The sequence below is a fragment of the Algibacter luteus genome (assembly GCF_900141715.1).
GTDB lineage: Bacteria > Bacteroidota > Bacteroidia > Flavobacteriales > Flavobacteriaceae > Arenitalea > Arenitalea lutea.
Window position 1 is genome coordinate 1 of record NZ_FQYK01000001.1, and the last position, 25,933, is coordinate 25,933.

Here is a 25,933-nt window from a genome sequence, read left to right on the forward strand (position 1 = left end):
ACCTTATCTTCTACGGTTACCGTAGCTGTTTCACTGTTTACGTTACCATGAATATCAGTGACCGTTAAGGTAACTTCTACCGTGTTGGCAGTGTTTAGTAAACCTGTAATATTTGTACAATCAAAACTATCGATATCAAGTTCGTAAGTGGCAATCCCACAATTATCAGATGAACCATCGTCGATATCACCAGGAACAATAGAAACATTTCCAGTAGCATCAAGTTGAACCGTAATATCTTTGGTGACCACAACAGGAACAACCTTATCTTCTACTGTTACATTCCCTGTACAAATTGAACTATTACCATTAACATCCATAACCAATAAAGTCACTTCATTAGCACCAATATTTGAGCAATCAAAATCAATACTCTCTGCAGTAACATTGGTAATAGTTTGTTTAATATGAATATTATCTAATGCAATATCAGTATCAGTGCCGTTAATTTCAGCCCTGAAACCTATATTCTGATTAGCAGCAGTAGCCACAAAAGTTACACTAAAGGCTGTCCAATTAGTACCAGGATTTGGACGTGTAGCAATTTCTACTCCATCTAAATCAATTGCAAAAATGTCACTTCCAGTTGTATTGCTATCATTGCTTTTATAATCTCCAGTGATGGTATACGGTTCTCCAATGTTAAGATTATTGATGGTTTGAAGAATGGTAGGATCAGACCCAGCATTTCCATCACCACTTAAAAGAAAGAATTCAACAGGATTACCACCACCAGATTGTGGTCCACCAATCGAATTATTAGTAACAGCCCATGCATAAGCTCCTTGTAAGAAGCTGCCATTCTGGACTAATTCTTCTCCACCTAAAGTACCTGTAAGAAATGATACGGAAGCAATTCCACAATTATCTGATGCTCCTCCATTTATATCTGATGCGTTAATGGTTGTTGTGCCATTATCATCTAATTGAATTATACTATCCTGACAGACAATAACAGGCGGTAAATTATCAACAACCGTAACCGTAGCATCACATGTTGCTATAGCACCAAGAGTACTTTCAACAGTAAGCGTTACAGTATTCTCTCCTACATTTTCACAACCAAAAGTATCAATATCTAAACTTAGGCTACCAATACCGACAACCGAATTAGATCCATTATCGATATCTTCAGGAGCAATTGTTACAGTTCCATTTTCATCTAAATAAACTGTAATAGATTGACAAATAGCATTTGGCACTGGGTCAATAACAGTTACTATTACAGGTACTGTTGTTTCATTTCCGCTAGGATCGGTTCCGGTTAATTGAATGGTTACGGGGCTATCTATAGCATCTTGTGCTCCAAATGTATCCTGACTTATACTATAATCGACTAATCCACAATTATCTGAACCTGTATCTAAAACATCATTAGCAACAATACTTACGGTTCCGCTCGCCGTTAATGTTACTTCTATATTTTGACCAACTACATCGGGTGGTAAATTATCCTCAACAGTTATAGTTTGTGTACAGGAATCTGAATTTCCATTAGCATCAGTTGCTGTCCAAATAATTTCTGTACTACCAACAGGATAAACACCGGAAGCATCACTGGTTCCTGTAACATTATTAGTCAGGCTATAAGCCAATAATGGTATATCATTAATAACCCAATCTGTTGCAGGAACCATATTATTTAAAGTACCAGTGTTACCATTTCCAGAGCTATCGGCCAAAGTATTACTGCCTTCACCATCTTCAAAATTATAGTAAGCTACTAATCCTGGTTCAGTTCCAGATAGTAATTTATTATGAGAAAAAGCGATTTCTGTTGCTGACAATGCTCGATTCCAAATACGCATTTCGTCCATTTTTCCTTTGAAAAACTCTGGAACACCGGTAATCCTATCTTCACCTATTATTAAATCTAAATTTGAAGGTGTTATTGATGTAAAGGTGGCCATTGAAGAATTTACTTCTATACCATTTACATAAATTCTTATGGTACCATTATCAAATGTCCCTGCAACATGATTCCAAGAATTTAGACTCAGAACATTAGGACTCGAAACAGATGCTGATGCCGCATTGTTAAGAAATACTAATCTCAGACCTCGCCCATTTGGCTCAGATGGATCATAGGTATCGAACACGAATTCACCTGGATTACTACCTCCTCCTGAGTAATTAGTTAAAATTCTTGAATAAGTATTTTTTTCAGGATAGATCCATGCTTCCATTGTTACCTCGGTACCAAAAGAAAAACTCGAACTATATGGAATAATAATTTTATCATTAATTCCGTCAAACTCTAAAGATGTTGACCCAATATTACTGCAATTATCAGTGACACCTGGTGGCATAACCGATATATTAGCTTCACATACTCCAGGGTCTACATCAACCGTAAGCGGTTCGCAAACCAATACTGGTGATGTTGTATCTTCCAAAATCACATTTTGAGTTTGAGTTACTGAACCTCCATCAGTTTCGTATGTCCAAGTAATGACCGTTGTTCCTTGGGCAATAATTGGCAAATTAGCATCATGCATCACATTTACTGAGCCTCCACAAACTGTGCTAGCCGAAGGAGGTGTTAATTGTGTAACTTCACATTCTGCTGTTATATCTGGCAACGTTTCCAAATCTGGTATTGGTAACAATAAACTAAGATCTGGCGGCCCTACTGTATGTGTTCCTATTGTTAAACAACCATTGTTAGCGAGTACACTATAATCATAATTACCAGCAGCAATGCCCGAGAATATACCCGTTGTGTTTGTAATATTATTAAATGTATAAACGAATGGCCCAGAATTATTAGTATCTGGTATAGCAGTAAGGGTTAGTTCATTCCCTGGATTGCTGCACACTTTATCTGCTCCATAAAAACCACTATACACCGAAGTAAAGAATGAGGTATTTGGTGGTGTACTAGCATTATCATAATACTGTGTTAATGGTTGATTGGTGCCTTGCACTTCAAAAGCAAACCACACCTTAAAATCTCCTTGTTGACTAATATCTAATACAGGCCAATCTAATCCTAAATTTGGAAGTCCTGTTTCGCCACCATCTACAAAATGGTTTGGAATACTTCCAACAACACCTGCACTCATTGGTGAGGTACCAGTTGCTCCAACTGGTTGAACTTGCATTCTGAATTGTGTATTGACGCTTTGCAGTTGACCATTCGCTGGATTTGTCCATGTGAGTGGCGCTGTACTGTGGAAAGTAGCCACACCCGTATTTACATCAAAACTATGGAAAACCATAGAGCCTGTTGCTGCCTGAGTACTGTGTCTTGGGTTTTCTATATTATTAAAAGTAAACCATAAGCCACCATAATTTTCTGGTAAGAGGTCTGTAAAAGTCCAAGTTCTCCCACCAGCTTCTCCTGGGTTACTACCTGCAGAAGCAAATGTATAATCAGTACCATCTACAAAATCAACACCAAATTCTAAAGGCGTTACAGGGCCGTGAGTAACACTAGTTACATCAAAATCCACGTCCACTGAATTCATATTATCTAGTGTGTTAGGATTACAATCATTATCTACGCCGTCGCAATTTACTTCTGAAGCTCCTGGATATACACTGGAATTAGTATCGTCGCAATCTTGATTATTTGTTGCATAACCAGCTTGTAAACTACATAAGGCCGTCCCTACAGTATCTGCACCAAAACCATCATTATCTGCATCTGTATAATATAGGACTTCAGACAATCTGGTAACGGCAATGGAATAGTCCTGAGTTATACCGCAAGCTTCAACTGTTACTGTAATGATATTTAGCCCTGCACTTAATTCTGTATACCCATCACCTACAATACTTGTGCTGGGTAATGTGTTAGTTGCAGTAGCACTTATTATGGTTTCTGTAATACTGTTACATACTTCTGCTGTATAGGCAAAAGTATTAGAATCAAAAGCAGGAGATAGCACCAAATCCGTACCTGTTAAACTTGCCAAAAAGGCATCTGACACAGCATTATTGTCAATCTCACCATCACAATTATTATCTATACCATCGCACAGTTCATCTGCTCCTGGGTAAATTGAAGCGTTGTTATCGTCACAATCACAATCATCTACAGTAACACCATCACCATCATTATCTGTGGCATTGGGCTGTATACCTATTGTAAACTCATAACTTTGTTGGCAATCGGTATCATCAGTTTCTCTAATAGATACTGTATAGGTTCCTGGGCCTAAATTATCTATAGGTAGTGCAAACGGGTTTGTTGGTGGGGTACCAAAAGGAAACCAGTCTGGACCGCCTAAATTACCCTCTATAGCTACCGGAGCATCTGCAAAATTTATGGTTATTTCTGCTCCACCATCTTCTGCTGTGGCACAAGAAGCATCTATTGTATTAGCTGTTACGGAAGCAAGGTCACAACCTGTAACATTAATCGTACGTGTTAAAACTTCCGATTCATTACCTGAACCATCAACAGCTTTATAGCTTAAAATATATTCACCAATGGTGTTTACATCTACTGTACCTGTAATTTCAATTTCAGCAGCACAATTATCTGTAGCAGTTGCTTCTGGATCTGTAAAAGTTTCTCCTATTATAACATCTATTATTGCATCGCCATTTAATGTAATGGTAGGTACAATATCATCTATAACGGTAACACTAAAGGTCTTTGACCTAGCATTACCTAATGGGTCTGTGGCAGTTAAAGTAACTGCATTTGAGCCTGAACCTCCATAAGCGCTGCCTTCAGAAATCTTTACCCCATAGATTGTATTATTATTTTGTGAAACCCAAATTGTTTCACCATCAAAAGCAGTATTATATGGATATGTTTGAAGATAAGTAGAATTTATATAATTACCATATAAATCTAATTTATGCAAATATCTCATATCTCCAGAATTGGTTGACCAGCCGTTAGCTTGTCCTGCTATATAAATATTATCATTTGCAACAACTAATCCTCCGTAACTATAAATTGAACCTGGTAACGTAATATTCCTTATAAATACACCTGTATCTTTATCCAAAACCCGAATGACGTTTTCCCATGCACCATAGGCATACACAAAATTAGCGTCAGCAGAAACGGAAGCCGCTGTAATTCCCATATTATAGGTCCAAATAATATTGCTACCTGATCTTTTGGTAATAGTTCTCTGCCCCCAATTTGAGGTATAATAATCAGTTGCACTATCCGTATCCATCCATAACTGCATAATATATTGTTGCCCAGAATTAAATGATCCTAAATAATTATGATCCTTATCATATCTATAAACATTAGAGTTTCCCCACTGTGGGTACCAAAATTCTTCAGTGATTGGATTGTAGCCTCCACCATGAGAGTGTGTTTGTTGTGTTTCTGAACCAATAAAAGTTGGTGTAATTGCTGTAGAATTACCACCTAAATTATCACAATTAAAAGAAGTATTATCTATACTAAGAGTTACAGTTCCATCAGGATCTGTAGTACCTGTATCAATGTCTTGTGGTGTAATGGTAGCGTTGCCATTTACATCTAAAAGCACTGTAATATCTTGCCCTTGAATAATTGGTGCAGATGTATTAAATTCTATTTGATAGACCTCAATTTCTGTAATAAACCCGGAACCAAATGAATAATACGTTCTTGTTGTATTAATGCCTGTTAATGCTTTTATTGCAGTAGATGAATTATAAGCATAACCACTTCCATCAATATTATTATAAGAGTGTGGTCTAAAATACCCACTATCCATAGAATTATTAATGAAAATATCATGACCACCACCAAAAATTGGTCCATACCCCGGTCTGCTCAAAGTACTATTTTGTGGATAATAAGGGCTCGCTTTTCTATCAGAATTCAAGTTGAACAAAAAAGCCTGTGAACTACTATTATAATTAAAGTATGAAGAATTCCAAGAATTTGGTGTATACCCACCAAACACTTGCCCATTACTGGCTTTAAAAACAACTAGCGTTGGTCCTTTATCATCACATAAATTATGAAATGCAGTTGCACTTGCGCCATGTATAGACCTCCGGTACAACAAGGTACCAGAAGGCGCTACGCCGTAGTCATCTAACCAGTCTCTTAGTACTTGGTCATCATTTCCTACTGCAATTGCAGAACCTGGTACTATTGGAAAAATTGTTTGTGCATTTAATGTAGCGGACATTAAAAATAAGAGTCCTATTATCGAAGTAATTTGTGTAATTTTTTTCATAGCCCTTAATTTTCAATGTTAATTATAAATTCGTTTAAAAAATCAGTAACTGCTATCGGATATTGGTCCTGATACTGTTTTGTGAGCATCATTTTAGGTGCCGATTCGCAAGTTTGTAATAAGGTTGTACCTGAAACTACGGAGATAGTTTCAAGTTCGTCGCTATTATTTGTTGTCGTCACTTTAGAAAAAGTTATGGATTTGCTTGAAGCATTATTATTTATAATTTTGAGCTTGAATGTTTCGTGTCTTAAATCTCCTTGTTCTGCAAATTCTATTGGATCAATATTCTGCCCACTTTCACAAGGAATTAATTCATAAAAAATTTGAATATTAGATTCTTCTTTTAACAATGTCCAGGAGTCCTGAGCATACGTTTGAAATGAAAAAAGCATAAATACAATAATGCCACGAAAGAAATTTTTGAGTTGGTTGGTTTTCATAATGATTGGTTTTAGTGATAATTAACCAAAACACAAACAAGTCAGGTAACTATTGTTTGCCTACAATAAGAAAACAATACTGCATTTAATTTTATGATACATTTAGGGTGCTAATAAGAAGTATAATTAGAGAAAACGCTTTAAATAGCCATATAAATTTTGAATTCCAGTTTTTAAATGAAGGAATACGGCTTTAAAACATGAATTTAATCGTTAGGGAAATTAATAATAGCACCGACAAATTAGAGATTAAGTCTAAGTTATAAAATACCGTGAAGACGGTAATTCGTTAAAACGAGCCATTTATACTATAAAATACCATTAAGATGGCAAAACTCTATAAGCTCTTTTTTGTTATGGCAGTTACTTTTTTTAAGGATATTTTTACGGTGAGCCACTACAGTATGAATACTTATAAATAGAGTGCTAGCAATGTTGCTATTAGTAAAACCCTTATCAATAAGGCTGATAATTTCCTTCTCTCTATCTGTAAAAAAATTAGCGAATTCATGATAAATACTTTTTTTGAAAAGGCTTACATCTATATTACCCGCATAAAGCTCCCATTCGACAAAATTAGTACTTGTTTTGATGAACGAAATATCAGTTAAAACCGATAAATGCGTCAATAATATACCATCTTCGCCTGTTTGAAACGGTAAAGACTGCCGCATCACCCTTAAATAGGTTCCATCTTTTTTTAATAACCGGAAGGTGACGTTCAAATATTGCTTTTGTGCACTTACATTATTTCTAATTGCAAAATTCACAACGCCTTTAAGTATGCGATTAATAACATCAATATCATCTGGATGTATTAATGTTAATGCCATTTCCATGGTAAATTCATCTTTTGAATAGCCTAACATTTGTCGAATTCCTCGCGAATATTCCAATCGCGATTTTTGCCAGTTTAAAATATACATGGCCTGTTTTCCCATTACTATTGGGAACTTTTTTATCGACTTGAACTTATGAGTTTTTACAATACGATTATGCAGAATTTTAGCAATTTCTTTGCTAAATTTTGATGAGTCAAACAATGTCGTTTTTCTATTGTTGATCAATTTTATTGGGCTGGTAAGTTTTTTAAATATACTGAAAATATAATTTTTGTACAAAAATTAGTCGTACTGATGTAATAATTTATCTTGTTTTTGTTGTCATCCTTGGGGAGGTTCCGGCTATGACCCTGTGCCTTAACAAGTTTGTCAAAACCTTTTTTAAACAATTAAAAAAAAAAAGCAAATAAATAAATGTTTCTTTTTAGAGGCAATTTAGGGCTTACTTTATGTTTCACTAAATATTTGCTTTTGTACATATTTCATATGTTGTACTACAAATATATTAAATTATAGATAAAACACAAATAAATTCGATAAAATGTAATTTTAAGTTGTTTTTTCTTTCATTATATTTTATCAAACGTTGTTATATTATTGATTCTTTAGATTTTTTCTACCGATTCACTTACTATTAATATATGACTTATGGCCTTGCGCTTTGTATAATTATTGTAATTTGAAAGTTTAAAACTGACTTTGATGAAATTAAAAAATTTCCCTTTGAAATATATAAGCTTATTATTAGTTTTTCTAACGGCTTGTTCAAATCCTAAAAACGAATTTGCGACTTTGATTATTTATGGTGGTACAATTTATACCGTAGATTCTACTTCTATTCAAGTTGAAGCTGTAGCTATAAAAAACAATCTAATCATTTTTACTGGAAAATTATCGGAAGCCGAACGATTCAAAAATGACAATACAGAACTTATTGATTTAAAAGGAAAAACCATGACACCAGGTTTTATTGAAGGTCATGGTCATTTCATGGGTTTAGGTTACAATGAACTCAATCTAGATTTGATGAACACAACAAGCTACCAAGATATTGTTGATGCTGTCGCAGAACGCGTAAAAACTGCGCAACCAGGAGAATGGATAATTGGCAGAGGCTGGCATCAAAGCAAATGGGATTCCATGCCTTCTGGATTAGTAAATAGTTTTCAAACACATCACTTGCTAAGTGAAGTATCGCCAGACAATCCGGTTTATTTAAGACACGCTAGTGGTCATGCAGGATTTGCTAATGCCAAAGCTATGGAAATTGCGGGTTTGCAAGTTTTAGCTAAAGAAGGTATTAAGAATTTTAAAGTAGAAGGTGGAGAAGTTATTATTGATGAGTTTGGAAGACCCACAGGTATTTTTAATGAACGTGCCCAAACTTTAATTGCCAAACATATTCCTAAAAAAACGTTAGAAACCGACCAACAAGCATTTAATTTAGCTGTAAAAGCTTGTCAAAGAAATGGCATTACCAGTTTTCATGACGCCGGAATCCCTAAAGAAACCATCGCGTTATATGAAAAAATGAAATCGGAAGGCAAGATGAATACAAGAATTTACGCCATGTTAACTGGTTGGGATAAAGACTTGCTCGAAGACTGGTATTCCAAAGGCCCAATGATTGATCCCGATAATCTTTTAACCATTCGCTCTGTTAAATTAAATTGCGATGGTGCTTTAGGTTCAAGAGGTGCCTGGTTACTGGAACCTTATACGGATAGACCAGATCATTTTGGTCACGAAACCTTACCCATGGAATTTGTAGAAGAAACTGCAATCAAAGGCTTAAATCATGGCTTTCAAGTATGTGCGCATGCTATTGGAGATCGTGCGAATAGAGAAATTTTAGACCGTTATGAAATGGCTTTTAAAAAATTTCCTGATGCCACAACAAATCATAGATTTAGAATAGAACACGCACAACATCTGCATCCTGATGATATTCCCCGTTTTGCAGAATTACAAGTCATTCCTGCAATGCAAGCCGTACACATGTCGTCTGACAGACCTTGGGCTATTGATAGATTAGGCGAAAAGCGAATTAAAGAAGGAGCCTACATGTGGCAAAACCTATTAGAAAGCGGTGTTCCGATAGTAAATGGAACTGATGTACCCGTTGAACCTATAAATCCCATTGCGAGCTTTTATGCCAGTGTGAGCAGGAAAAAATTAAAGGGTACGCCTGAAGGTGGCTATGAACCAGAACAAAAAATGACAAGAACACAAGCTTTAAGATCTTATACCTTAGATGCTGCTTATGGCGCTTTTGAAGAACAGATTAAAGGTTCCATTAGTGTTGGTAAACTTGCTGATTTTACCATATTCAACCAAGACATCATGACCATTGAAGAATCTCAAATTTTAGACACTGAAGTGGTCATGACCATTTTTGATGGAAACATCGTATATTCAAAAGCAGATTAGATTAATTTTATTTAACTGGAATCGCTTTTAATATCTCTAACACAAATTTCCAATATTTTTGAACAGAAGAAATTTGAGCGCGCTCGTCTGGAGAATGTGCGCCTTTAATATTCGGACCAAAACTAATCATATCCATTTCTGGATAATTTTGACCAAGAATACCGCATTCTAATCCTGCATGACATGCTGCAACATGTGGTTTTTCACCATTTAAATCTTCGTATAGCTTCGTCATAACTTTCAGAATTGGCGAATCCATATTAGGTGTCCAACCCGGATAATCTCCACTAAATTCAACCTCACATCCCGTTAATTCAAAAGCAGCACGCAGCGTATTAGCTAAATCCATTTTAGCACTTTCAACAGAAGATCGTGTTAAACAGCCCACTTTAATATGGCCGTCTTTTACAACAACTCTAGCTATATTATTTGAAGTTTCTACTAAATCTGGGATATCAGCACTCATTCTATAAACACCATTAAGTGCAGCATACATTGCTCTAGTAAATCCTTCCTGTACTCCTAAATCCATTATTTTACGCGGGCATTCCACCTTAGAAACGTTAATCTCTAAATTTGGTTCCATCGTTTTGTATTCTTTTCTTATCGCTGTAGAAATCATAGCCATTTCTAACAAAAATGCATCTTCATGAATAGCATCAATAGCTACAACAGCTTTACTTTCTCTAGGAATCGCATTGCGTAAACTACCTCCATCAATTTCAGAAATTCGCAATCCGAAGTTTTCAAAGCCATCAAACAACACACGATTCATAATTTTGTTCGCGTTCCCCAATCCTTCATGGATTTGCATTCCCGAGTGACCACCTTGCAATCCTTTCACTGAAACTTCATATCCTATTTTAAACTCTGGAGTCTCTTCTTCATTATAAGTTCTTGTTGCAGTAATATCAATTCCTCCTGCACATCCTACACCAATTTCATCATCTTCTTCAGTATCTAAATTGAGTAAAATTCCACCAGTAAGCAATCCTCCTTTTAAGCCCGAAGCACCAGTCATTCCTGTTTCTTCGTCGATAGTAAACAAAGCTTCAATTGCTGGATGCGGAATATCGGTACTTTCTAAAATAGCCATTATTGTTGCTACTCCTAAACCATTGTCTGCTCCTAAGGTTGTTCCTTTAGCTTTGACCCAATCGCCATCAACATACATTTCAATACCTTGTGTATCAAAATCAAAAATAGTATCGTTGTTTTTTTGATGAACCATATCCAAATGCGATTGCATCACAACTGTTGTTCTATCCTCCATTCCTGGAGTTGCTGGTTTTTTGATTATTACATTTCCAACGGCATCCTCAATGGTTTCTAAACCTAGATTTTTTCCAAAATCTTTCATGAAAGCGATAACGCGCTCTTCTTTTTTTGATGGTCGTGGTACTGCGTTTAAATCCGCAAATTTATTCCAAAGTGCCTGTGGCTGTAATTGTCTTATTTCGGTGCTCATAATTTAATAGTAAAGTTTTACAAAGGTACATATTCATATTAGCATTCATAAACTATTTCCTATTTTTGAATGATGCTAAAAAATAAAAAAAAATTAATTGCGCTTTCTATAATTCCGCAGTATTTGGTAATTAAGCTAATATCAAATTATCCTGATTTTGTGGAACAGTATTACAGCAATGGCTTGTATCCTATTATTTCCAAATTTTTAAGATATACCTTAGGTTGGATGCCTTTTTCTTTTGGTGATTTGATCTATACTTTTGGTAGTATTTATGCGATAAGGTGGTTTTATAAAAACCGAAAACGGTTACTTAAAGACACGAAGTACTGGTTTATAGATGTTTTTGCTGCTTTTGCTATACTCTTTGGTGCTTTTCATTTGTTTTGGGGCCTCAATTATCATCGCTTACCGCTGCATAAAAGTTTAAATTTAGAACAAGATTATACCACCGAGCAATTAGTAAAAGTCACCGAATTACTTATTGAAAAATCAAACAGTTTACATTCTGAAATTTCAGAAAATGATACTCTTAAAGTTGATATTCCATTAACTAAATCTGAAATTTTTAAAATGACACCTTCGGGATATGAAAATTTAATGCAACGATTCCAGCACTTAGAATACCACCCAAAAAGTTTAAAAAAATCGCTATACAGCTATCCTTTAACTTACATGGGTTTTAGTGGTTATTTAAATCCATTAACTAACGAAGCTCAAGTGGATGGTCTAATTCCAGTTTTTAAATTCCCAACCACTTCGGCACATGAAATTGCGCATCAGTTGGGTTATGCTGCTGAAAATGAAGCGAATTTTATTGGTTTTATGGCAACTACAAACAATGATAATATTTACTTTAAATACGCTGGTTACACCTTTGCATTACGGTTTTGTTTGAATGAAATTTACAGGCGCGACGAAGCTTTATATGAAGACGTTGTTTTAAATGTAAATGAAGGCATTTTAAAAAACTATAAAGAGGTTCGAGATTTTTGGGAAGCCCATGAAAATCCTGCCGAACCCCTTTTTAAGATTTTTTATAGTAATTTTTTAAAAGCCAATAAACAAAGTAAAGGCATGCAAAGCTACAATTATGTTGTAGCCCTTATTGTTAATTATTTTGAAAACGAACCTCTGTAATTAATCAACAATTGTTGCACCTGCCGGCGCTTCAAAAATTTCTGGTTCTGGTTTTTCCGTTGAAAGATTTACGTTGGTAAATACATTTTCGCTATGTACAGTGGTCGGTAAATTATTTTCATAGTTATAACGCACCATCGTCTCTGGTAATAATAATCCATTTACATTTTGCCAATTGCTGTAGCGTCTAAAATGAAATTCCTTAGCCTTTTCTTGAGAGAAGAATGTTACGGTATAGCCTAACCATTCCATTTTATAAGTTTCTGAGTTGTAATACAGTATGTATTCGTCTTCTGATGATTCCCCTATTCCGTTTTCATAAGAAATTTTAATACCAGGATAAGATTGCCCTTCAAAAACGAGAGGCTCAGCATCTTCATAGATAATACCATCATCGGCTAATATAAAAGGCATGGCATAAAAATAAAACATCAGGTTGTAATAAAATCTTGGATTACCTCCGTAAAGTGTGTACGTAGTGGTATCTTTATTTTTTAACCAAACATGTTCACCATCATAACCAATAGAGTGATGTGGCATTTCTATTAAAGATTTTCTATTTTTCAAGTTGGTTGTTGTTACCTCATTACCATCGGGTTTTGGCATCGTAAATTCTAGCGACTTCATGGTGTTCCATTTATCTAAGCCTCCGTGAGCTTCGAATACTTTAGTGATGTTTTCTGGGTAAATACTTGTGGTTATATCTAGAGTTTCTTCGGAATAATCAACCGTAGTTGTTGTTTTATTTTTACAGGCAATTACTGAAATTGTTAGTACTAAAAGAATTAATTTTTTCATGAATATGTTTTTGTATGATTTTGGGGTTTGTCGACCTTATCAACGCATAATTACATAAAAAACAATTACTTTTGTTTGATTCTTATGAAAACAATTACCAGTTCACAAAACACATATATAAAACAACTTGTTCAATTAAAGGATAAGTCACGCGAACGCAAGAAATTAGGACAGTTTTTGATTGAAGGTGTGCGCGAAATTTCATTGGCAATAAAAGGCGGTTATGATTTAGAAACGGTTTTATTTTATCCAGAATTATTTTCAGAAGAAAAACGTAACGACTTCATAAATCAAGAAATTAACATCATAGAGATTTCAAAAGAAGTATACCAAAAACTAGCATATCGAGATACTACTGAAGGCATTTTAGCAGTTGCCAAAACTAAACCCAATAGTTTAGACAATTTAAAACTAGAGCGTAAAAACCCACTAATTTTAGTTGCTGAAGCGCCAGAAAAACCCGGAAATATTGGTGCCATTCTACGAACTGCTGATGCTGCTCATGTTGATGCGGTAATTATTGCGAATCCTAAAACCGATTTATACAATCCCAACATTATTCGTTCGAGTGTGGGTTGTGTCTTTACCAATCAAATTGCCGTTGGAAGCACAAGTGAGATTATAAATTTTCTGAATCAAAATAGCATCAGTATTTATTGTGCGGCGTTACAAGCTTCGGTAAACTATCATACTCAAGATTTCACAACCTCAACTGCCATTGTTGTTGGTACAGAAGCTACTGGTTTGAGTGAAGAATGGCTAGAAAACTCAGCTCAAAATATTATTATTCCTATGCAAGGTGAAATTGATTCCATGAATGTGTCAGTAGCAGCAGGAATTCTTATTTTTGAGGCCAAAAGACAACGAAATTTCAAATAATATTTCATGACATCAACCACACTTTTTTATATCATCATTGCTATAATCATTATCAATTTTATAATTGATAAAATACTAGACGCATTAAATGCAAAGCATTTTAATGATAAACTACCAGAAGCTATACAAGATGTTTATGACGAGACCGAATATAAAAAGTCGCAACAATATAAAGCCACGAAATACAGATTTGGCTTGACAACCTCAACATTTTCTGTACTTTTAACGTTAGGCTTTTTATGGTTTGATGGATTTGAGTTTGTAGATAACATCGCAAGAACTTACAGCGATAATTCGATTGTTATTGCATTAATTTTCTTTGGTATAATTATGATTGGTAGCGATATTATCACTACGCCATTTTCCTATTACAGCACTTTTGTTATTGAAGAAAAATTCGGATTTAACAAAACAACTTTAAAAACTTTTGTTTTAGATAAGATAAAAGGCTGGTTGATGATGGCCCTTGTTGGCGGTGGTATTTTGGCATTAATTATCTGGTTTTATCAAGTTACAGGAAAACACTTTTGGCTATATGCTTGGGGATTAGTAACTGTTTTTACCGTGTTTATGAATATGTTTTATTCTAAATTGATTGTGCCTTTGTTTAATAAACAAACGCCTTTAGAAGCGGGTACTTTACGCGATAAAATATCGGCATACGCAAAAACCGTAGGTTTTAAATTAGATAAGATTTTTGTGATTGATGGCTCAAAACGAAGTACCAAAGCCAATGCTTATTTTTCTGGTTTTGGAAGTGAAAAACGTGTAACGCTTTACGATACTTTGATTAACGATTTAGACGATGAAGAAATTGTTGCGGTATTAGCGCACGAGGTTGGACATTACAAAAAGAAGCACATCATTTTTAATTTAATTGCTTCGATATTACTCACAGGATTGACGCTTTATATATTGTCGTTGTTTATTTCTAATCCGTTATTATCGCAAGCTTTGGGTGTTAAAATTCCTAGTTTTCATATTGGGTTGATTGCTTTTGGACTCCTGTACTCACCTATTTCTGAAATTACAGGCTTGATAATGAATCTGTTTTCTAGAAAATTTGAATATCAAGCCGACGATTATGCTAAAAACACCTATAAAGGGGAACCCTTAATTACGGCGCTTAAAAAGCTTTCTAAAAACAGTTTGAGTAATTTAACACCGCATCCTGCTTACGTGTTTATGCATTACTCGCATCCTACGCTTTTGGAACGTATTGGGAATTTGAGGAAATAACGTTTTTATGAGGCACACCCAGTTCCGAGTGCTTTTTCAGGAAAGCAAGCTAAAGAATTATTTCTGGCCAAGGCGCTAAATCACAAAGCTAAACTTGATTTTGTAAATACTTTCGTCTACCTTCGTTTAACTTCGGATATAAAACATTAAAACGTTGTCATATCCGCAGGGGTTAAACGAAACTTCAAAATCATACAAAAAAGCTTAAAACCGATTAGCACAGCCGTACCTCCTTCGCAATGACGTTGGCAGATGCCCGCGTTAGGGATTGCAGCGGCATCCTTTTTTGCCAATAAAAGCAAAAAAGATATAGCGTAAAGCCAGACCCGACCTAAGGAGGGGAACGCCCAAATAATTTAAATTAAGCACCTTATGATGAGATTCCTGTCTATGAAGGAATGACAATCCAAATAATAATGTATCTTTGCCGCTTGAAACTCAAGACGAGTTTAAATTCCTCAGAGAGAGGATGTGTTACTGGAAGTTTAGGTTAAGTATGTCGATTCGCTTCTTTATGTAACACTACATAATTAAATCGCATACATAAAACAAGAATGAACACATTCAAAGATTTAGGTCTTAATGACGACCTATTACAAGCTATTACAGATTTAGGGTTTACAAAACCTAGTGAAGTACAAGAAAAAGCCATCCCTATTTTATTAAATTCTGAAACCGATTTGGTAGCATTAGCCCAAACAGGTACCGGTAAAACCGCTGCTTTTGGTTTTCCAATGCTACAAAAAATTGATGTAGATAGCAGAACTACACAAGGGTTAATTTTATCGCCTACCAGAGAGCTTTGTTTACAAATTACCAACGAGATGAAATTGTATGGTAAATATTGTAAAGGCCTTAACGTGGTTGCGGTTTACGGCGGATCTAGTATTACAGACCAAGCGCGCGAGATTAAACGTGGTGCCCAAATTATTGTGGCGACTCCGGGACGTATGAAAGATATGATTAACCGTAGATTGGTTGATATTTCTAAAATCCAATATTCGGTTTTAGATGAGGCCGATGAGATGTTAAACATGGGCTTTAAAGAGGATATTACTGATATTTTATCGCATACCCCAGAGGATAAAAATACCTGGTTATTTTCGGCAACGATGCCTCGTGAGGTGGCAACTATTGCTAAAAAATTCATGTATGACCCTGAAGAAATTACGGTTGGAAAGAAAAATGAAAGTACAAGTAACGTATCGCATGAATACTATTTAGTGAATGCAAGAGACCGCTACCAAGCGTTGAAACGTCTATCGGATGCTAATCCGGATATCTTTTCGGTAATTTTTTGTAGAACAAAACGTGATACTCAAAAAGTTGCTGAAAACTTAATTGAGGATGGTTATAGCGCTGGCGCATTACATGGCGATTTGAGCCAAAACCAACGTGATTTGGTAATGAAATCGTTTAGAAATCAACAAATACAAATGCTTGTGGCTACCGATGTGGCTGCACGTGGTATTGACGTTGACGATATTACACACGTTATAAACTACCAATTACCTGACGAGATTGAAACCTATACTCACCGTTCTGGAAGAACAGGGCGTGCAGGTAAAACTGGGGTTTCTATGGTGATTGTTTCTAAAAGTGAGGTGCGTAAAATAAAAAGTATAGAGCGTATTATAAACCAGCAATTTGAGAAAAAGGAAATTCCTGATGGTTCTGAAATTTGCGAGGTGCAATTAATGTCGCTTGCCAATAAAATTCACAACACCGAAATAAACCACGAAATAGATAAGCATTTAGCGAGCATTAACGAGTTATTTGCTGATACTGATAAAGATGAATTGATTAAAAAATTCTTCTCGGTTGAGTTTACACGTTTCTATAATTATTACCAAAAATCGAAAGACTTAAATGTTGCTGAAAGCTCTAGCGATAGAGAGGGCGGACGCGATTTTAGTAGAGGCGGAAAAGATTCTACACGTTACTTTATTAATGTTGGTGGAAAAGATGGTTTTGATTGGATGAAGTTGAAAGACTTTTTAAAAGAGCAATTAGGGCTTGGTAGAGATGATGTTTTTAAAGTCGAAACTAAAGATAGTTTCTCGTTTTTTAACACTGAAAACGAATTAAAAGAGAAAGTTTTAGCGCATTTTACCGACTTTAAACACGAAGGACGTTTTGTAAATGTCGAAGTTTCCGAGAACCGTGGCGGTGGTGGAAGACGCGACAGAAAAGGTGGCGGAAAACGACGTGACGATAAACGCGGTGGCGGCGGAAGACGCGACGATAGAAAAAGCGGATCTGGAAACCGAAGCGACAGACGCAAAAGTGAAGGTAGCTCGAAACCTAGACGTTCTAATTCTAGTGATTTTGCAAGCTCTAGACCAAGACGCTCTAGACGATAAATTGTAAGCATTTTTGTTAATTTTAAGTCAAAAAACTGGCATAATACCTGTTCTAAAGTTTTCTTTAGTACTTTTATAACTTAATTAGCGTTAATTATTTCATGAAACAGTACGTTTATCTTTGTCTTTTTTTATTATGCTCTGCAGTTGGATTATCTCAAGAAACCGACAAAGTTTTGGGTGTTGTTTTAAATTCTGCCGATAAATCGGTTTTAGAGAATGTAAATATTGTTAACCTAAACCAAGTTGTGGGAACGACTACCAATAAAAAGGGAGAGTTTCAAATTAAGGCCCAAGTTAATGATACCCTTCACTTTTCTTATTTAGGTTTTAAATCTATTAGAGTTAGAGTAACTAACGACTGGTTAAAGTTTGGAAGTTCCAACATTGAATTAACAGAATTGGCTCTTGCCTTAGAAGAAGTGGTTATTAACCAACTAAAACTAACAGGGTATTTAGAAGTTGACATTAAACAAGTACCTGATATTAATACCAATTATCGTTATAGTATTTCTGGGCTAGAAGGCACAGGTTATGAAGCGAGCAAAAAATCGGGGTTAACCAATGTGATTGGTTCTATTTTTAATCCTGCAGATTTTTTACACCGTATGTTTGGTAAAAAGCCAAATGAACTGCGTAAGCTTAAAAAGATGAAGGAAGATGATGAGATTAGAAACTTACTGGCGTCTCGTTTTGATCGTGAAATGCTAACCGTTTTACTGCAAGTTGATCGTGTTGATTTAGATGAAATTGTAAGTCAGTGTAATTACTCCAAAAGTTTTATACAAACTGCAAACGACCTTCAGATACTCGATGCTATTAGTGGCTGTTATGAAGAATATAAACTCCTGAGTCGAGGCCGAAGTAGAAAAATATAAGTAAAAAAGGAATCGTAAATGATTCCTTTTTTTATTTGTTTGAATGCAAAGCCACTCGGTTACCTTCAGTATCAATAAAAACGCCCATATAACCGTACTCTGGAGATATTTGAGTTTTAGGTTGATATATTTTGCCCCCAGCACTTTCTATCCTATCCAATTCCACTTGCACGTCATCACTCATAAAATAAACAAGTGTCCCTTCTTTACTTGGCACATAAGTTTCTTGTTTTATTAACGTTCCTGCAGCACCTTCTTTCCCTTCTGAAAAAGGAAACCATCCCATGAGCATGCCTCCAAAATCATGAATTTCAATTTGAACTTTAAAAACTGTTTCGTAAAATGCTTTGGCTCTATCCATATCGCTTACTGGAATTTCAAACCAACCTACCATATTTCGTTTCATCTCTACGTATAATTTATTTTTCTAAAATAATTTTTAAACTTGCTAATCCTTCTTCAAAATCCTTTCCAACGGTTTTATCCATATTAAAAAACATCATAAAAATGTTAAATGGAATTGGGTTTTTACCTGAAAATCCCCAAGTTACTTTGGTATTATTATTGCCTGCATCTTCAACTTTTAAATAGGCATCTGACTGTGATTTCCATGGTTTAAAAAAGCGTAATCGCGATTCGATAACTTCATTTTCAACAATACGCAGTATTTCCTGTTCACCAGTACCTACATCTTTGTTGCCTTCCCATTTTGACAAAAAACCTACCTCACCATCTGTTCCAATAAATTCTTGGTTCATATTAGGGTCTTTCTTTTTCCATGGCGACCAATCATTTTGGTTTTTTATAGATTTTAAATATTTAAATACTTCAGGAAGCGATTTGTTGATATCGATACTTCTATTTACTTCATAAGTCTTTGGAGCTACTAAAGCAAGAATCACTGTTATTATGACTAATGCAATTAAAATATAGAGTAGAATATTCATGATAACTTCTTATTAATTAGACTTTTAAATGTACTAATTTTATTCGGGATTATAGTAGCGTTCAACAATTTCATCATAACTTTTGATGGTTTTTTTACACCAATCTAAGCGCTTTTCATTTAATTCCTCTTCTGTTAAATGCCAATTGATATCGGTTTGCCTTAATTTAGTAGAAACTTGTTGTAATATGATAGCTGCAGAAACTGATATGTTTAAGCTTTCAGTAAAACCTACCATGGGAATTTTTAAATAGCAATCTGCCATATTCAGTACTTCTTGCGATAACCCTTCAGTTTCTCTTCCAAAGAAAAAACAAGATTTTTTGGTAACATCAAAATCATGCAATTCACAATCATGGGCATGCGGCGTTGTCGCAACTATTTGATAACCTTTTGCTCTTAAATCTGAGATACATTCACGTACCGTTTGATACCGATTTAAATCCACCCATTTTTGTGCACCCATGGCAATTTCTTTATCAATGCGCTTAGTGTTTCGTTCTTCTATAATATTCACTTCTTGTATACCAAACACATCGCAACTTCTTATGACAGCGCTTGTATTATGAAGCTGATATACATCTTCAGTAGCCACAGTAAAGTGCTTTGTGCGTTGTGATAAAACAGCATCAAATCGTCGTTTTCTAGAGGCAGTGAGATAAGATTCTAAATGTTCTAAGAGTTTTAAATCAATCATTATTCAAAAATAAAGAAAGTTTTTCGTCCCTATGAGAAATAATGAATACTTAGTATCTTTGAATAGTTTTCACTTTTAATTGCATAATGTAAAATAATGAAACATCTTGTTGTACTTACTGGAGCTGGTATGAGTGCCGAAAGTGGTATTAAAACATTTAGAGATGCCGATGGTTTATGGGAAGGACATGATGTTATGGAAGTGGCAACACCTGAAGGTTTTCATGCTAATCCGGAATTGGTTTTAGATTTTTATAACCAACGAAGACGGCAGTTATTAGAAGTAGAACCTAACCCTGCACATTTTGATTTAGCCGATTTAGAAAAACATTTTAAGGTTACTATCATCACACAAAATATAGACGATTTACATGAGCGAGCAGGAAGTTCTAATGTGATTCATTTACATGGCGAACTTTTAAAAGTAAGAAGTACTTATGATAAATCTGATATACAACAATGGACCAACGATTTATGCCTAGGCGATTTGTGTCCAAAAGGCCATCAATTAAGACCGCATATTGTTTGGTTTGGAGAAGATGTTCCGATGATTGAAAAAGCCATGGATATTTGTGCCACAGCCGATAAATTATTAATTATTGGAACCTCAATGCAAGTATATCCTGCTGCCGGTTTAATGCATTACGTACCACAACAGACACCAACCTATTTTATTGACCCTAAGCCAAATATTGAAAGCAAAGAAAACTTAACTGTAATTGCAGAAAGAGCCACGGTAGGCATGAAAATGTTTGTAAGCTCTTTTAATTTCTAACTGCCATGATACTAGACCAGTGCTTAGTGTCTTTCCAAGCTTTAAACCCATGCTTTTCTAAAATCTTGAGATAGGGTTCTACACTTTCGTTTTCGTCAAGATGCATTTCTATATTTAACGCATTGACAATTTTTAACCAGGATAAATCTTCGGTTTTTAAGATATCTTCTTCAGCACCTTCGATATCCATTTTTATGAAATCGATTTTAGTTAAATTATACGTTTCTATAATCGTTGAAATGGTTGTACTTTTTATTTTGATACTATTGTCGCCATCAGCTTTTTCTTTTAAAGAATAAGCATCAAAATCTGAACTCGGGTTGTAGCCAACCGTAGTATTCTCTATCCAAATGGCTTGATTATGTACATGAACATCATTATAACTTTTAGTGTTATATTTTGCTAACCAGTAATTATCAGTATTCATTTCATAAGCATAAATAGTTGCTCGCGGATAAACCTGTTTGAGGTGCACAATAGTCAACCCTATATTACTTCCTAAATCTAAAATAACAGGGTTTTCAGGTAACGAAACTTCTTTTGGTGGCAAATGATATTGATCTGCAAATACGTAACCCACCACTTCTTTATCAATAAAATTTTTACGGATTTTTATGTCGTGACCTAATCCGTTTAAATTCAATTTCACAAATCCTTTTTTAGGATTTCCGCGTTCTATTTTTGAAAGTTTAACTCTATCTAAAGTACTATAAAGTGGATGTGGCTGAGTATATACCCTTATTTTTCGGTACTTTTTTTTAATTGAATTGTAAAGCTTTTTTAACATTATTCTTGATAAAGTATGTTAGTAACGAAAGTAAATCGAATTTATAACATAATCAAATGATGATAGTTATTCGTTTTTATGTTTTTCTTCAATCCATTTGCTCATAAATTTGGTGCTTTGCAAAGCATGATGCTGAAGCATTTGCCCTGTGAAATTGTTCATTCTATGTTGCTTAAGTTGACTCGCTATTTTTGAAATTTTATTCAATAATATTTTCTGATGCTTGTTCTTATCAAACCGATTATTAATCACATTAAAACCATTGGCTTGAAATGCACGCCATGAATTTTCATCTTCAAATAATTGAACCGATTTTATGGCAAAGGCTTCAGGATTATCCTCAATAAATGCATTAGGCTCTAAATTTCCATACATGCCTTCAGCTCCAATACTTGTGGTTACGACAGGAGTTCCGTTTTTCATGGCATCTACAATCTTGCCTTTTAAACCAGCACCAAATCTTACCGGTACTAAACAGACTTTGGTATTTTTCATAACACTATCAACATTTTCGGCAAAGCCTTTTATTAAAAAACCTTCCTTTTCATTATGTAATTGATTTACTTTTTGCGATGCATAAGCACCATATACATGTAGTTCTGCCTGCGGTAATTTCGCTCTAATTAATGGCCAAATGGTTTCTTTTAAATAAAGTACTGCGTTATAATTTGGCTCGTGCAAAAAGTTCCCAATAGTTATAAAATGGTTTCTAAAATCATATTTTGGTAAATTTTCAGAATGGCTTTTTGAAATCGGTTCAAGCATAAACGGTGAATACAAAAGCAAAGATTCATCAACTTTAAATTGTTGTTTTAAAATATCCATTTCAGCTTTAGAAATCATCAGACTCAAATCACATCTGTAAATACTAGCAATTTCGCGCTTAGCGATATCACTAAACAGGTAAGAATCATCAAAGGTTTTTTCATCTTTAAAAGCTTGCTGCCTACCCTTTCTCAAACTATGTAAATCTTCAGTATCTAAAACTCTTAAGGCATTCGGACATTGTTCTGATACACGCCAACCAAATTGTTCTTCCATCATAAAACGGTCGAATAACACCACATCGGGATTTAAGTTTTTTACAAACGTATCAAAGGAGGAATTATTTAGCTCAATAGAACTTGGAGTCACATTAATACTTTCTAAATCAAAAGCATTATCACTTTTCGCACAAGGACTTGCAAAGGTAATCTTATAATCATCTAATTGAAAAGCCTCTATGAGCTGCAACATCCTACTGCCAGCCGCAGAACTTTTTGGCTCAGGCCATACAAAACCAATTATTAAAAGATGCTTACGCATGAAATGGTTAGATTATTAAAATTCTATTCAGGCTTGGGTTCTAAACTGTATTTAAGTCGCACTAATTTAGCCCAATCTACTACAGTTTTTATTTGTGCATCGGTAAGTTTCGCTTCGGTATGAGTCCAAGTATAAGAATTTAAAGGCATTTCTTTTTTTTCAACCATTTCAATAAGTTCTTCAAATTTATGGTCTTTTCTTTTTACAGAATTCCCTTCCCAATTAGACACGTTAAAATGTTTTTTTCCATGCTTAATATGGTCTGCTAACCAATAATTTACAGGTGTAATATTGTTATACCAAGGGTACCGCGTTACATCGCTATGACAATCAAAACACGCTTCCTTTAAAATCATTTTCACATCTTCGGGCGGTTTTGTTTCAACCATAAATGCGTCAATTGAAGCCATATCACCTTGGTTTTTTTCTGGACCGAAAAATTGTGCAATCACCAAAGCAATGAGTAATAGCCAAAGTACTTTTTTTATTATTTGCATTTTAAGTAAATTTAAAAACTAAAAATAAGAAATCCTTTTGACTACGGCGCAATTATATAGTGAATTAAATTATGTGGACCATTCGCGAGAAAAGCGCTTACACTATGCTCGCTTAATGCAAAGCAATCCGGAATTAATTCCGATTTTATTAGACATTTTATTTAAAGTAGACGACAAAATTTCGCCACGGGCAGCCTGGGTTTTCGAGTTTATGTGTTCAGAGAATATTGAAACTATTACACCACATTTAGAGGTATTTACAGCAAACATCCATAAAGTACATATCGATTCGGCGGTAAGACCTGTTGCCAAAGTTTGTGAGTTAATAGCAATTGCTTACACTTCAAAAGAAGACAATAAAATCAAAAAAACTCTAAACGAAACACAAATTGAACGCATTATAGAAACCTGTTTTGATTACATGATTAATGATGAAAAAGTGGCACCAAAGGCTTATAGTATGTCTACACTTTTTCTATTGGGAAAAGATTATGATTGGGTTTACCCCGAACTCACTCGTATTTTAGAAACTGATTTTAGCAAACAAAGTGCTGCTTTTAAAGCTAGAGCGAGCCATATTTTAAAAAAGGTTAAGAAAATCAAATCTTAAAATAGGCAAAAAACTTCCTTGTTCAATCTTCGGTCTTCAGTAAAAATTCTATCTTTGCAACTTCTTAAAACCAATCTTAAATTATGTCGTTATCAGCATTGAATGCCATTTCTCCAATTGATGGACGCTACAGAAGTAAAGTAAATGAATTAGCACCTTATTTTTCTGAAGAAGCCTTAATTAAATACCGTGTTTTAGTTGAAATAGAATACTTTATTGAGCTTTGCGAAATTCCGTTACCGCAACTAAAATCTGTTGACACCAATGTATTTGATAGTTTAAGAGCCATCTATAAAGATTTTTCTTCTGAAGATGCTACAGCAATAAAAAAGATAGAAAGTGTTACCAATCATGATGTCAAAGCTGTTGAATATTTTATAAAAGAAAAATTTGATGCTTTAGGGTTATCTGAATTTAAAGAGTTTATTCATTTTGGATTGACTTCTCAAGACATAAACAATACAGCAATTCCTTTAAGCATTAAGGAAGCCATGAACGATGTTTATGTTCCTGAATATTTTAAAGTATTAGAAAAACTAAAAACTTTAGCTAAAGATTGGGCAGCTATTTCAATGCTAGCGAGAACGCATGGGCAACCTGCATCTCCTACCCGACTTGGTAAGGAAATTGAAGTTTTTGTAGTACGATTAGAAGAGCAATTTAATTTATTAAATGATATTCCGAGTGCCGCAAAATTTGGTGGTGCAACAGGTAATTTTAATGCGCACCATGTGGCTTACCCAAATATTGATTGGAAAACTTTTGGAAGCCAATTTGTACAAGAAAAGTTAGGATTACAACACTCTTTTCCAACAACACAAATTGAGCATTACGACCATATGGCAGCGTTGTTTGATACTTTAAAACGTATTAATACCATTATTCTTGATTTAGACCGAGATATTTGGACCTACGTTTCTATGGACTACTTCAAACAAAAAATTAAAGCTGGTGAAGTTGGAAGTTCGGCAATGCCACATAAAGTGAACCCGATAGATTTTGAAAATTCTGAAGGAAACCTTGGTATTGCAAATGCTATTTTTGAACACCTATCAGCTAAACTACCAGTTTCTAGATTACAACGCGATTTAACTGATAGTACTGTTTTACGTAATGTAGGCGTGCCTTTCGGACATACGCTTATAGGATTTAAATCAACTTTAAAAGGATTAAACAAGTTATTACTTAACGAAAGTAAGTTTGCTGAAGATCTAGAAAATAATTGGGCTGTGGTTGCAGAAGCGATACAAACCATATTACGTCGAGAGGGATATCCTAACCCATACGAAGCCTTAAAAGGCCTTACTAGAACAAATACTAAAATAAATCAGGACTCTATTTCAAATTTTATTGATACATTAGAGGTTTCTAACACAATAAAAGAAGAATTAAAACGTATTACTCCTAGTAATTATACTGGAATTTAAAATTAAAATTATGTTGAACGATAAACAATCATTAATTCTTTCAGGACTAATGGCTGCTAGTATTTTCATTTTTGGAATACTAGATATCTTAGACAATTTTATCATTTTAACGGTTTTAACCATTGTGTTTTTTACGATAGTCATTAACATGTTTTATGCTAAAGTAAAACCTAAAGAAACATTAAAAGAAGTACCTATACAAAATAAAAAAGCTTCCTAATTCAGGAAGCTTTTTCGTTTTATAACAATTTCAGATTTATA

General features: G+C 34.6%; 21 protein-coding genes. 10 read left to right on the forward strand and 11 right to left on the reverse strand.

Annotated features, from left to right (window positions below; translation table 11 throughout):
* The 3 genes from BUA46_RS00005 to BUA46_RS00015 all read right to left on the reverse strand — a co-directional run.
* Positions 1 to 6,149 (reverse strand): LamG-like jellyroll fold domain-containing protein (locus BUA46_RS00005; protein WP_143148031.1); only part of this gene is annotated, 6,149 nt, incomplete at its 3' end.
* 5 nt (positions 6,150 to 6,154) lie between these two features.
* Positions 6,155 to 6,592: a hypothetical protein gene (locus BUA46_RS00010; protein ID WP_019387159.1), complete on the reverse strand. Its 438-nt coding sequence runs from the start codon at positions 6,590 to 6,592 to the stop codon at positions 6,155 to 6,157.
* A 308-nt stretch (positions 6,593 to 6,900) separates the two neighbouring features.
* Entirely contained in the window at positions 6,901 to 7,533 is a 633-nt protein-coding gene (locus BUA46_RS00015; RefSeq protein ID WP_143148032.1) for a LuxR C-terminal-related transcriptional regulator, read from the reverse strand.
* Positions 7,534 to 8,136: 603 nt separating this feature from the next.
* Between BUA46_RS00015 and BUA46_RS00020 the strand changes: the two genes are divergently transcribed.
* Positions 8,137 to 9,864: an amidohydrolase gene (locus tag BUA46_RS00020; RefSeq protein ID WP_019387157.1), complete on the forward strand. Its 1,728-nt coding sequence runs from the start codon at positions 8,137 to 8,139 to the stop codon at positions 9,862 to 9,864.
* A gap of 7 nt (positions 9,865 to 9,871) precedes the next feature.
* Here BUA46_RS00020 and BUA46_RS00025 read toward each other — a convergent pair whose 3' ends face one another.
* Positions 9,872 to 11,332 carry an aminoacyl-histidine dipeptidase gene (locus tag BUA46_RS00025; RefSeq protein ID WP_019387156.1) on the reverse strand — a complete coding sequence of 487 codons (1,461 nt, stop codon included), beginning with the start codon at positions 11,330 to 11,332 and terminating at the stop codon, positions 9,872 to 9,874.
* Positions 11,333 to 11,404: 72 nt separating this feature from the next.
* Between BUA46_RS00025 and BUA46_RS00030 the strand changes: the two genes are divergently transcribed.
* A complete protein-coding gene (locus tag BUA46_RS00030) occupies positions 11,405 to 12,472 on the forward strand; it encodes a DUF3810 domain-containing protein (RefSeq protein WP_019387155.1) in 1,068 nt (355 codons plus the stop codon).
* Here BUA46_RS00030 and BUA46_RS00035 read toward each other — a convergent pair whose 3' ends face one another.
* Entirely contained in the window at positions 12,473 to 13,270 is a 798-nt protein-coding gene (locus tag BUA46_RS00035) for a DUF6503 family protein (RefSeq protein ID WP_019387154.1), read from the reverse strand.
* 84 nt (positions 13,271 to 13,354) lie between these two features.
* Here BUA46_RS00035 and BUA46_RS00040 point away from each other — a divergent pair, with 84 nt between their 5' ends.
* From BUA46_RS00040 to BUA46_RS00055, 4 genes are all read left to right on the forward strand, one after another.
* Positions 13,355 to 14,149 carry a TrmH family RNA methyltransferase gene (locus tag BUA46_RS00040; RefSeq protein ID WP_019387153.1) on the forward strand — a complete coding sequence of 265 codons (795 nt, stop codon included), beginning with the start codon at positions 13,355 to 13,357 and terminating at the stop codon, positions 14,147 to 14,149.
* 6 nt (positions 14,150 to 14,155) lie between these two features.
* On the forward strand, positions 14,156 to 15,388 hold the full coding sequence (locus BUA46_RS00045) for a M48 family metallopeptidase (protein ID WP_019387152.1): 1,233 nt from the start codon (positions 14,156 to 14,158) through the stop codon (positions 15,386 to 15,388).
* Between the two features lie 554 nt (positions 15,389 to 15,942).
* Positions 15,943 to 17,751: a DEAD/DEAH box helicase gene (locus BUA46_RS00050; RefSeq protein ID WP_019387151.1), complete on the forward strand. Its 1,809-nt coding sequence runs from the start codon at positions 15,943 to 15,945 to the stop codon at positions 17,749 to 17,751.
* Between the two features lie 101 nt (positions 17,752 to 17,852).
* Entirely contained in the window at positions 17,853 to 18,629 is a 777-nt protein-coding gene (locus tag BUA46_RS00055; RefSeq protein WP_019387150.1) for a carboxypeptidase-like regulatory domain-containing protein, read from the forward strand.
* A 31-nt stretch (positions 18,630 to 18,660) separates the two neighbouring features.
* Here the strand turns inward: BUA46_RS00055 and BUA46_RS00060 are convergent, their stop codons facing one another.
* From BUA46_RS00060 to BUA46_RS00070, 3 genes are read right to left on the reverse strand one after another with little or no spacing between them, the layout of a single operon-like run.
* Positions 18,661 to 19,035, reverse strand: a complete 375-nt coding sequence (locus tag BUA46_RS00060; protein ID WP_019387149.1) for a VOC family protein — start codon at positions 19,033 to 19,035, stop codon at positions 18,661 to 18,663.
* 13 nt (positions 19,036 to 19,048) lie between these two features.
* On the reverse strand, positions 19,049 to 19,576 hold the full coding sequence (locus tag BUA46_RS00065; protein ID WP_019387148.1) for an SRPBCC family protein: 528 nt from the start codon (positions 19,574 to 19,576) through the stop codon (positions 19,049 to 19,051).
* Positions 19,577 to 19,615: 39 nt separating this feature from the next.
* The gene (locus tag BUA46_RS00070; RefSeq protein WP_019387147.1) at positions 19,616 to 20,272 is read right to left on the reverse strand and encodes a TrmH family RNA methyltransferase; all 657 of its coding nucleotides are present in this window, start codon (positions 20,270 to 20,272) and stop codon (positions 19,616 to 19,618) included.
* Positions 20,273 to 20,368: 96 nt separating this feature from the next.
* Here BUA46_RS00070 and BUA46_RS00075 point away from each other — a divergent pair, with 96 nt between their 5' ends.
* Positions 20,369 to 21,046 (forward strand): SIR2 family NAD-dependent protein deacylase, encoded by a 678-nt coding sequence (locus BUA46_RS00075; RefSeq protein ID WP_019387146.1) that lies wholly within the window; start codon positions 20,369 to 20,371, stop codon positions 21,044 to 21,046.
* Here BUA46_RS00075 and BUA46_RS00080 read toward each other — a convergent pair.
* The 3 genes from BUA46_RS00080 to BUA46_RS00090 form a co-directional block, all read right to left on the reverse strand.
* Positions 21,036 to 21,833, reverse strand: a complete 798-nt coding sequence (locus tag BUA46_RS00080; RefSeq protein WP_019387145.1) for an FkbM family methyltransferase — start codon at positions 21,831 to 21,833, stop codon at positions 21,036 to 21,038. The two genes, BUA46_RS00075 and BUA46_RS00080, sit on opposite strands and share 11 nt — an antisense overlap.
* Positions 21,834 to 21,899: 66 nt before the next feature.
* A complete protein-coding gene (locus tag BUA46_RS00085; RefSeq protein WP_019387144.1) occupies positions 21,900 to 23,138 on the reverse strand; it encodes a glycosyltransferase in 1,239 nt (412 codons plus the stop codon).
* A 23-nt stretch (positions 23,139 to 23,161) separates the two neighbouring features.
* Complete coding sequence (locus BUA46_RS00090; RefSeq protein WP_019387143.1) at positions 23,162 to 23,635, reverse strand: heme-binding domain-containing protein; 474 nt, start codon at positions 23,633 to 23,635, stop codon at positions 23,162 to 23,164.
* A 115-nt stretch (positions 23,636 to 23,750) separates the two neighbouring features.
* On the opposite strand from BUA46_RS00090, the gene BUA46_RS00095 reads away from it, so the two are divergent.
* The 3 genes from BUA46_RS00095 to BUA46_RS00105 all read left to right on the forward strand — a co-directional run bounded on the left by BUA46_RS00095 (position 23,751) and on the right by BUA46_RS00105 (position 25,892).
* Positions 23,751 to 24,245 carry an adenylosuccinate lyase gene (locus tag BUA46_RS00095; protein WP_237714659.1) on the forward strand — a complete coding sequence of 165 codons (495 nt, stop codon included), beginning with the start codon at positions 23,751 to 23,753 and terminating at the stop codon, positions 24,243 to 24,245.
* 83 nt (positions 24,246 to 24,328) lie between these two features.
* Positions 24,329 to 25,672 (forward strand): adenylosuccinate lyase, encoded by a 1,344-nt coding sequence (gene purB / locus BUA46_RS00100; protein WP_019387141.1) that lies wholly within the window; start codon positions 24,329 to 24,331, stop codon positions 25,670 to 25,672.
* Positions 25,673 to 25,682: 10 nt separating this feature from the next.
* Positions 25,683 to 25,892, forward strand: coding sequence for a hypothetical protein (locus tag BUA46_RS00105; RefSeq protein ID WP_019387140.1), 210 nt, complete (start codon positions 25,683 to 25,685; stop codon positions 25,890 to 25,892).
* Positions 25,893 to 25,933 lie beyond the last annotated feature (41 nt).

What these genes read in the sequence shown, in the direction of transcription:
- BUA46_RS00090 (WP_019387143.1), bottom strand. Translation starts at nt 23,635, where the DNA reads ATGCAAATAATAAAAAAAGTACTTTGGCTATTACTCATTGCTTTGGTG.
- BUA46_RS00025 (WP_019387156.1), bottom strand. Translation starts at nt 11,332, where the DNA reads ATGAGCACCGAAATAAGACAATTACAGCCACAGGCACTTTGGAATAAA.
- BUA46_RS00045 (WP_019387152.1), top strand. Translation starts at nt 14,156, where the DNA reads ATGACATCAACCACACTTTTTTATATCATCATTGCTATAATCATTATC.
- BUA46_RS00070 (WP_019387147.1), bottom strand. Translation starts at nt 20,272, where the DNA reads ATGATTGATTTAAAACTCTTAGAACATTTAGAATCTTATCTCACTGCC.
- BUA46_RS00020 (WP_019387157.1), top strand. Translation starts at nt 8,137, where the DNA reads ATGAAATTAAAAAATTTCCCTTTGAAATATATAAGCTTATTATTAGTT.
- BUA46_RS00065 (WP_019387148.1), bottom strand. Translation starts at nt 19,576, where the DNA reads ATGAATATTCTACTCTATATTTTAATTGCATTAGTCATAATAACAGTG.
- BUA46_RS00075 (WP_019387146.1), top strand. Translation starts at nt 20,369, where the DNA reads ATGAAACATCTTGTTGTACTTACTGGAGCTGGTATGAGTGCCGAAAGT.
- BUA46_RS00080 (WP_019387145.1), bottom strand. Translation starts at nt 21,833, where the DNA reads ATGTTAAAAAAGCTTTACAATTCAATTAAAAAAAAGTACCGAAAAATA.
- BUA46_RS00015 (WP_143148032.1), bottom strand. Translation starts at nt 7,533, where the DNA reads ATGGGAAAACAGGCCATGTATATTTTAAACTGGCAAAAATCGCGATTG.
- BUA46_RS00040 (WP_019387153.1), top strand. Translation starts at nt 13,355, where the DNA reads ATGAAAACAATTACCAGTTCACAAAACACATATATAAAACAACTTGTT.
- BUA46_RS00035 (WP_019387154.1), bottom strand. Translation starts at nt 13,270, where the DNA reads ATGAAAAAATTAATTCTTTTAGTACTAACAATTTCAGTAATTGCCTGT.
- BUA46_RS00030 (WP_019387155.1), top strand. Translation starts at nt 11,405, where the DNA reads ATGCTAAAAAATAAAAAAAAATTAATTGCGCTTTCTATAATTCCGCAG.
- BUA46_RS00095 (WP_237714659.1), top strand. Translation starts at nt 23,751, where the DNA reads ATGCAAAGCAATCCGGAATTAATTCCGATTTTATTAGACATTTTATTT.
- BUA46_RS00060 (WP_019387149.1), bottom strand. Translation starts at nt 19,035, where the DNA reads ATGAAACGAAATATGGTAGGTTGGTTTGAAATTCCAGTAAGCGATATG.
- BUA46_RS00050 (WP_019387151.1), top strand. Translation starts at nt 15,943, where the DNA reads ATGAACACATTCAAAGATTTAGGTCTTAATGACGACCTATTACAAGCT.
- BUA46_RS00055 (WP_019387150.1), top strand. Translation starts at nt 17,853, where the DNA reads ATGAAACAGTACGTTTATCTTTGTCTTTTTTTATTATGCTCTGCAGTT.
- purB (WP_019387141.1), top strand. Translation starts at nt 24,329, where the DNA reads ATGTCGTTATCAGCATTGAATGCCATTTCTCCAATTGATGGACGCTAC.
- BUA46_RS00105 (WP_019387140.1), top strand. Translation starts at nt 25,683, where the DNA reads ATGTTGAACGATAAACAATCATTAATTCTTTCAGGACTAATGGCTGCT.
- BUA46_RS00010 (WP_019387159.1), bottom strand. Translation starts at nt 6,592, where the DNA reads ATGAAAACCAACCAACTCAAAAATTTCTTTCGTGGCATTATTGTATTT.
- BUA46_RS00085 (WP_019387144.1), bottom strand. Translation starts at nt 23,138, where the DNA reads ATGCGTAAGCATCTTTTAATAATTGGTTTTGTATGGCCTGAGCCAAAA.